Genomic DNA, 7293 nt, shown 5'->3' on the forward strand with positions numbered 1-7293 from the left:
GATGGCCCCCGAAGCCGCGGTGGTGGCGCGCGGGCTGACCAAGCGGTTCGGCGACATGATCGCCGTGAACGGGATCAACCTCGAGATCCACCGCGGTGAGGTCTACGGCTTCCTGGGTCCCAACGGCGCAGGAAAGACCACCACAATCCGCATGCTCTGCGGCATCATGGATCCCACGGCCGGAGAGGCGCGGGTACTCGGGTTCGACGTGCGCAGCCAACGCGAGGCGCTGAAGGCGCGCATCGGCTACATGAGCCAGCGGGCCAGTCTCTACGCCGACCTTACCGTTGTCGAGCAACTGCGTTTCTATGCCAGGATCTACGGGCTCGACACCAGCGCGGCACATGAGAAGGTCGGCTCATGGATCGAGTCGTCCGGCCTGGCCGGACGCGACCGCGACCTGGTCTCCACGCTCTCGGGAGGATGGCGGCAGCGTCTTGCCCTGGGCTGCGCGGTGATGCACCACCCAGACCTGCTGCTGCTGGACGAGCCCACCTCGGGCGTGGATCCGCTGTCGCGCCGGCAGTTCTGGGACCTGATCTACCGATTTGCCGATGAGGGCACGACCGTTATGGTTACCACCCACTACATGGATGAGGCCGAGCACTGCGACCGGCTGGCTTTCATCTACGGCGGCCGGATCGTCGCCGAGGGCGCGCCCGAGGAGATCAAACGCCGGCACATGCCGGGTTTGCTGATACGGGTGGTCTGCCGGGAGTGGATGCGCGCGTTCGACTTCCTCCGCCTCTCACCGCGCGTGCGGAGCGCGGCGCTGTACGGCACCGCGATCCACGTTCTGGTGTCGCGGGCGGAGGGGGCGGGAGAGGCGCAGGGAGCCGCGCAGGCGCAGGCGGTAGATGCGCTGGCCCGCGACCTCGCCGACGCGGGCATCCAGGTGGACGCGATCGCGCCGATTGCTCCCTCGCTGGAGGACATATTCGTGAGCCTGACCGGCGATGCCTCGGGAGGTGGGCCAGATGGGTAGGCGCCTGGGCGCAATCATCGTCAAGGAGTTTATCCAGCTCGTGCGCGACCCGCGCACGCTGGCGATGGCACTCCTGATGCCTGTGATCCAGTTGCTGCTGTTCGGGTATGCGATCGCCACAGATGTGGAGCGTCTTCCGACAGTTGTCGTTGACCACTCCAGGACGCAGGAGAGCCGCGCGCTCGTGGAGCGATTCGAGGCCAGCCGGTACTTCCTGGTGAACTACCGGGACGACAGCCTGCGCTCTGCCGAGGACCTGGTCCAGCGCGGCAAGGCCCGGGTGATCATCGCGGTCCCGCCGGACTACGCCGACCGGCTGCGCCGCGGCGTCACCGCCCGCGTGGCGGTGATCGTGGACGCCTCCGACCCCCTGGTGGCCCGCACCGCCCTGTCCACGGCCGAGGCCATCGGCCAGGTGACGTCACTGGAGATCGTCGGCCGCATGCTCGGGGGCACCGGCGCGCGCGTGCCCGTGGAGGTGCGCACGCAGGCTTGGTACAACCCCGACCTGCGCAGCGCCAACTTCATGGTGCCCGGGCTGCTGGCGGTGATTCTACAGTTGATCACGACGCTCCTGACCGCGATCGCAATCGTGCGCGAGCGGGAGCTGGGGACTATCGAGCAGCTCGTGGTCACGCCGATCCGCAAGGGCGAGCTGATGCTGGGGAAGATACTGCCCTACGTGATCCTGGGCTACGTTGACATCACGCTGGCCCTGCTGGTGGCGGCCTACTGGTTTGAGGTGCCCATACGCGGCAGTCTGCTGCTGCTCTATTCGGTCACGGTCTTCTTCTACTTCTCGACGCTAGGGCTTGGGATACTGGTGTCCACCATTTCACGCACCCAGCGCCAGGCGATGCAGGGCGTGTTCTTCATCTTCTTGCCCTCTATTTTGATCTCGGGCTTCATGTTCCCGCGCGAGGGGATGCCGGTCTTCATCCAGTGGCTCGGCTACGGGCTGCCGATCACATACTTCCTGGTGATCGTGCGGGGGATCATCCTCAAAGGGGTGGGCCTCGTGGCCCTTTGGGATCAGATCGTGCCGATGGCGCTGCTGGGCGCGGCGTTCTTCGCTGTGAGCGTGGCGAGGTTCCAGAAGAAGCTGGAGTAGGGGGGCGTGCGGGGCGATTGACACAACTGGGGATGAGGGTTACCATCAAGGATGGCGACGCGGGGTGGAGCAGTCCGGTAGCTCGTCGGGCTCATAACCCGAAGGTCGCAGGTTCAAATCCTGCCCCCGCTACCAAGTTCAAACGCAGATAGGGCGCGGGTTTCGACTCGCGCCCTGTCTGCTTCCCCAACGCGCCGAAGAGCCAGTCTGCTGCCGGTCGTTGCCGGGCACACGCACCTCCCGCCTGGATGTCGCCGCACTCTCCCCGAGATTCGCGCTTGACAGGAGGTCTGTTGAGCGCGAGTGAATCTTTCTGGAAGGTACATCGGTCTTCCCGGCTGAGCACGGCGATGCCTGTGCCGCGCCAAGATCAAGAGAGACGGCCAGGGGCCGCTGGCCGGACGGGACGGCCTGGCGGAACTTAAGGGAGTTGGGGTATGACAGTATGGGAGAGCCCAGGGAGCGCCCCTGGGACACCCTCGACGCCATCGAGCGATGCTGCGGCCGCGACAAGGCGGCTTTTTGTCCGGAGCAGTTGAGAAAGGGCTGAGTCGTGCCGAAGCTGGGGGAGGCCCGCATGACCAATAGCACCGGCGCCACCGTCGGCTATGAAGCCCAACTCTGGCGCATGGCCGACGCCCTTCGGTTATCCTGTGAACGAGGGGGCATGGTCCCGCAAGTCGAACGACGCCGGGCCGATCCAGAAGTGCTGTGCCGCCGTCTCGGAGTGCGCCGGCTGGACCTCCTCAGTCCGGGCTGTGCCGAGCGTGACTTCGGGCGGCTTGAGACCAACAAGTGCTTCCACATGGCCCTGGCGCCAGGGAGTTGAGCGATGGCGAAGATCACCTTGGACAGAGAAAAGATCGCCGCCTTCTGTCGGCAACACCACGTCCGACGGCTGGCACTGTTCGGATCCGCACTGCGTGAGGATTTCGGGCCCGAAAGTGACATCGATGTGCTAGTGGAGTTTGAACCGGGCCACACCCCCGGGCTCCTCGGCATCGCCCGGCTGGAAAGGGAGCTGTCAGCCACCCTTGGTGGGCGCAAGGTCGATCTGCGCACACCTGAGGATCTCAGCCGGTATTTCCGGGAGGATGTCCTCAAGGAGGCGCAGGTGCAGTATGCGGAAAGATGATGTCGTGCACCTCCAGCATATGCTCGATGCAGGACGCGAAGCGCTTGGGTTCGCGCGCAGCCGCTGCCGATCTGACCTGGATGGCGACCGGATGCTGGTCCTGGCCCTCGTCAAGGACGTAGAGATCATCGGCCTGGACGTTCTCTGGCAAACGGTCCAGCAGGATCTGGCACCGTTGGTAACCGCGTTGGAAGAGGCCTTGAAGATGAGGTGAAGGCTGTGTCCCGAACGACGAGGAATCCGAGGCAGACCGCTACGGGCGCCACCGTCGGCTACGAAGCCCAGCTCTGGCGCGCCGAACGTGCGCAAGGCGCCGACCCCGAGGACCCCGACGAGTACCGTGCCGCCGGCGTCTTCTGGGTCCCGCCCGAGGCCCGCTGGGCGCGCCTCCAGGCCCGCGCCCGGCAGCCCACGATCGGGCAGGTCGTGGACGAGGCGATGGAGGCCGTCGAGCGCGACAACCCCTCGCTCAAAGGCGTCCTCCCCAAGGACTACGCCCGCCAGGCCCTAGACAGGCAGCGCCTGGGACAACTGATCGACCTGGTCGCCAACATCCGCGTGGGCGACGCCGACGCCCGGGCCAAGGACGTGCTCGGCCGCGTTTACGAGTACTTCCTGGGCCAGTTCGCCAGCGCCGAGGGCAAGAAGGGCGGCGAGTTCTACACACCCCGCTGCGTCGTGCGCCTGCTGGTCGAGATGCTCGAGCCCTTCCGGGGCCGCGTCCACGACGTCATCGGGCTGCGCGTCGTCGAGGCCGTCGATCGCGGGGGGCAATTCCAACCCTGCATTCCGTAGCAGTTCCAATCGCATCATCAGACCGTTCCAAGAGTTCTTCCTATGTGGCAGCGGGGTCCCCTGGTTCAGAGCGCAGAAGGAGACCTCTGGGTGGACTCCCACGATTCGCCGGTCTGAAGCCAGGCGGTCCACCTCGAACGTAGGTGCTTCCAGTGCCGGCCGGGGCGGCACGAAGAACACGCTGTTTCGTCGGGGGCCGAGGATGCGGCGGGCCTCCTCGTCAGCGCGCCGGCGCCCTCGCGGCAGCAGTCCAATAGGGATGTCGACGGCAATGACGGCAGCCGTGGGGAATCCCCACAGTACGCCTTGGAACCCAGAGAAGAAGCGCGCTTCCGCGTACCTGTCACCGGCCAGACGCACCGCCATCCAGCCACCCGGGTGCCGTCTACACCTACGACCTCGACCGCCATCGTCTCACGTTGACGGCTTCACTTCTGTCCCGTACCCTGTCTGACCCTCCGCCACAGCCAGGCGGAGACCGGGCGCCGCTTCAGCGGCGCCGATAGCCTCCACGAGCAGCTGTGCGTCGGCGCCTGGAAGTTCGAGCGACGACGTCTGCAGGGCTGTGCCCCACTTCTCGTCCTTGCGCGGCAGGAAGGCAAGCCGATGGATGAATGGTCTGAAATCGATGGGCGTTCCGGGATTGACGATCGCCTCGAAGTCAATCCGGCAAGGATACTGCCGGTCGGCCCAGTTGGCCTCGGACGAGCGATACACGGGCGTGGTGACGCACGCCACCGCGCCGAGCTTGTGCTGGACCTTGATGTAGAAGATCAGGAGGTCGCCGGGCTTGATCTCGCTGATGCGCATGTAGTTCTCATCACCCCATCGCCGGCGGCCCAGGCATGCGAAGTAGTTCTCCAGTGAGGTCACCAACAGCCACTTCCGCCCAGGCCCCGCGGTGAGGTGCCCCAGCATCGTTCGCTGTACGAGCTCGCGGGCGCGCCGGAACTCCGGTGAGTGCCGCATCTGCCGCCACAGCCGCTCGCGGGCGCTCTGATCGGTGCGGTAGGCGTTGACGATCTCCTTCGTGAGGCCCATCACGCGAGGTGATTGCCAGAGGTTCCGAAAGAATCCGTCCAGGTCGCTGGCCGGCGGTTCCTGGAGTCCACCGGTGAGGACCACGTTGAGCTCGACATTCCTGGTCAGGGCAGGGCCGGTTAGGTTCGAAGAGCCAACGACGGCCACGAAGTCCGATCCGGCGGGGCGTGCAGGGCTTCGAGCGCCTCGACCTGGGTCAGCCCGAAGTCGGTCACCGCGATCACCTGAAGCTGGCGCATGGGCCGTTGCAGCAGGCGGAGTTCGTCGGCACCGCTCTGCCTGACGAAGGCGGACGCGATCCTGACGCTGTCAGATTCGGCGATCAGGGTCTCAAGAGCAGACCGCGTGGCCTCGGCTGTGGGCAGGACCCGGACGTTCACCTGCAGCCCTCGGTGACTGTTCCGCTGGGGTGGTTCTTCCAGGGGGTCGGTACTCCTGCATCCGTCTCGGGCGGCGCGCCAGGTAGGGGGAGAGCCAGGCTGGACCGAGGATGGCCCGTTGGCTCTTAGATACGACGAGGCTCATGTCCATACAGCGACCTTGGTTGGGAACCGGTGCTCTGGCGAAACACCGCGCGCCTTCGGTCTGTCGACGCCGCGGTTTCACTGCATGGCCGAGGGGACGGCCTTCCCAAGTAGGCGCCAGCGTGAAAGCGATCCAGGCCAGACACCCCGTGGTTGCCGGAGATGGCTATCGCGTTGGGACGATTTCGAGGGCCGAGTCGTATGTGTCGCCCGCGAGTCTGCGCAGACCACGATCGAATGTGGCCAACACGGCTTTGCGGCGACCCGCCAATGCCAGGAGGTAGGCGTCGGTGAGTTGCCGGTAGCCGTGCAACCCGGGTTCCATTCCCCTGACGGCAGCCGGCACTTGGAGGCTCTCCGTCCAGAACTCGTGAGCCGGGTGCTTCAAGTTCTTAGCAAGTAGCGCGACCGCCTCGGCCGGCGTGAGAGCGTCGCGTGAGAAGGCGAGGTTGGAGACGATTCGAATGAAGCCCAGCTGTGTGAGCGGGCATGTCGCCCAGTGGGCATTCGCACGAGCGCGAAACCATCGATGGGCGGCCTCGTGGTGTTCGTGCGCCGGCCAAAGCAGTGCCGTCAGGATGTTGATGTCGAGGAGCGCCGTCTTCACGGAAGTTCTTCGCGCAGGCGGTCGACAAGCGCCGCCGTAACCATGGGCGATCGCCGGTTCAGGCGGACCACGTGAAGCCCGTTCCGATCCTCGGTCACAAGAGAGCGCTCAGCCGCCTGCCTGACCAGTTCGCTGACGGCCTGACCCAGCGTCATCCGGTGGCGCACGGCATGCATCTTCGCGACCTTCATCGCATCGTCTTCGATCGTCAGAGTTGTCCTTGGCACGTCAGCATCGTACCACGACCTTGATGCTTTTGGCTAGGGCCTCGCATCATTCGGCGCCGTCTTCACGGCTGGAGGTAGGCGGCCATGCTGTGGCGCGCCGCGAGTTCATCTTGACCTCCCCCCGCTACCGAGTTTCGTGAGTGCTACGCCAGAGAGGGATCGCACAGGAGCCATACCCCCCTAGCATCGAAATGTCAGATTGCGCCGCCTGGGAATGGCGTGAGGGGAACTCGTTTCGGGACTTGGGAGGCAGACTGGATATCCCGCGGGTGTGGAGCGATGGACAAGACTCCTGTCCAGGTTTGTCAGATCAAGGTAACGTTGCAGGGAAGCAGGCCACCGATCTGGAGGCGGTTCCAGGTTCCGGGGAGTGTCACCCTGTACAGGCTACACCGGGTGCTTCAGGTCGTGATGGGTTGGACGGATTCACATCTCCATCAGTTCATCGTGGGTGAGATCTACTATCGGGTGCCCGATCCTGACGACATCCCTGCAGAGAGCTTCGAGGTGAGGGATGAAAGACGCGTGAGATTGCGGGATGTGGTTCTCGGGACACCTGCCAAGTTTGTGTACGAGTACGACTTCGGCGACTGCTGGCGTCACGACGTCCTGGTCGAAGGGGTGCAAGAGCCCAAGGCTGGCATTCAGTACCCCGTCTGTCTTGCTGGGAAGCGCGCGTGCCCGCCCGAGGATTGCGGCGGGATCTGGGGATACGCCGATTTCCTCCACGCAATCAGCGACCCACGCCACCCGGAGCATGGGAGCATGAAGGAATGGATCGGTGGCGCCTTCGACCCCGCGGCATTCGACCTAGAGGAGGTCAACGCCGCGTTGCGCAGGATGAGGTGAGTCGGCGAGATTCGGCTCG

General features: G+C 65.1%; 11 protein-coding genes, 1 tRNA gene and 1 pseudogene. 8 read left to right on the forward strand and 5 right to left on the reverse strand.

The genetic code is table 11. The annotated features are described in order from the left end of the window. Window position 1: 1 nt before the first annotated feature. The 7 genes and pseudogenes from FJX73_11085 to FJX73_11115 all read left to right on the forward strand — a co-directional run bounded on the left by FJX73_11085 (window position 2) and on the right by FJX73_11115 (window position 3960). Window positions 2-985: an ABC transporter ATP-binding protein gene (locus FJX73_11085; GenBank protein MBM3471317.1), complete on the forward strand. Its 984-nt coding sequence runs from the start codon at window positions 2-4 to the stop codon at window positions 983-985. Then, the gene (locus FJX73_11090; protein ID MBM3471318.1) at window positions 978-2096 is read left to right on the forward strand and encodes an ABC transporter permease; all 1119 of its coding nucleotides are present in this window, start codon (window positions 978-980) and stop codon (window positions 2094-2096) included. Before FJX73_11085 ends, FJX73_11090 begins: the two co-directional genes overlap by 8 nt. Before the next feature lie 58 nt (window positions 2097-2154). Beyond that, window positions 2155-2231: transfer RNA gene (locus tag FJX73_11095), tRNA-Met, on the forward strand. A gap of 442 nt (window positions 2232-2673) precedes the next feature. Next, window positions 2674-2925, forward strand: coding sequence for a hypothetical protein (locus FJX73_11100; protein MBM3471319.1), 252 nt, complete (start codon window positions 2674-2676; stop codon window positions 2923-2925). Window positions 2926-2928: 3 nt separating this feature from the next. Beyond that, entirely contained in the window at window positions 2929-3231 is a 303-nt protein-coding gene (locus tag FJX73_11105; protein MBM3471320.1) for a nucleotidyltransferase family protein, read from the forward strand. Beyond that, entirely contained in the window at window positions 3218-3445 is a 228-nt protein-coding gene (locus tag FJX73_11110; protein ID MBM3471321.1) for a hypothetical protein, read from the forward strand. The genes FJX73_11105 and FJX73_11110 overlap by 14 nt, the downstream gene beginning before the upstream one ends. Before the next feature lie 5 nt (window positions 3446-3450). Next, window positions 3451-3960 (forward strand): annotated as a pseudogene (locus tag FJX73_11115) (SAM-dependent DNA methyltransferase). Here FJX73_11115 and FJX73_11120 read toward each other — a convergent pair. From FJX73_11120 to FJX73_11140, 5 genes are all read right to left on the reverse strand, one after another. Then, entirely contained in the window at window positions 3739-4392 is a 654-nt protein-coding gene (locus FJX73_11120; GenBank protein MBM3471322.1) for a DUF429 domain-containing protein, read from the reverse strand. The pseudogene FJX73_11115 and the gene FJX73_11120 sit on opposite strands and share 222 nt — an antisense overlap. 48 nt (window positions 4393-4440) lie before the next feature. Beyond that, complete coding sequence (locus FJX73_11125) at window positions 4441-5067, reverse strand: EVE domain-containing protein (protein MBM3471323.1); 627 nt, start codon at window positions 5065-5067, stop codon at window positions 4441-4443. A gap of 119 nt (window positions 5068-5186) precedes the next feature. After that, the gene (locus FJX73_11130) at window positions 5187-5447 is read right to left on the reverse strand and encodes a hypothetical protein (GenBank protein ID MBM3471324.1); all 261 of its coding nucleotides are present in this window, start codon (window positions 5445-5447) and stop codon (window positions 5187-5189) included. A gap of 310 nt (window positions 5448-5757) precedes the next feature. Beyond that, the gene (locus FJX73_11135) at window positions 5758-6198 is read right to left on the reverse strand and encodes a PIN domain-containing protein (protein ID MBM3471325.1); all 441 of its coding nucleotides are present in this window, start codon (window positions 6196-6198) and stop codon (window positions 5758-5760) included. After that, on the reverse strand, window positions 6195-6425 hold the full coding sequence (locus tag FJX73_11140; GenBank protein ID MBM3471326.1) for a hypothetical protein: 231 nt from the start codon (window positions 6423-6425) through the stop codon (window positions 6195-6197). Before FJX73_11140 ends, FJX73_11135 begins: the two co-directional genes overlap by 4 nt. Before the next feature lie 279 nt (window positions 6426-6704). Here FJX73_11140 and FJX73_11145 point away from each other — a divergent pair, with 279 nt between their 5' ends. Continuing rightward, complete coding sequence (locus FJX73_11145) at window positions 6705-7274, forward strand: plasmid pRiA4b ORF-3 family protein (protein MBM3471327.1); 570 nt, start codon at window positions 6705-6707, stop codon at window positions 7272-7274. The last annotated feature ends 19 nt before the right edge of the window (window positions 7275-7293 follow it).

The sequence above is a fragment of the Armatimonadota bacterium genome (genome assembly GCA_016869025.1).
Lineage (GTDB): Bacteria > Sysuimicrobiota > Sysuimicrobiia > Sysuimicrobiales > Humicultoraceae > VGFA01.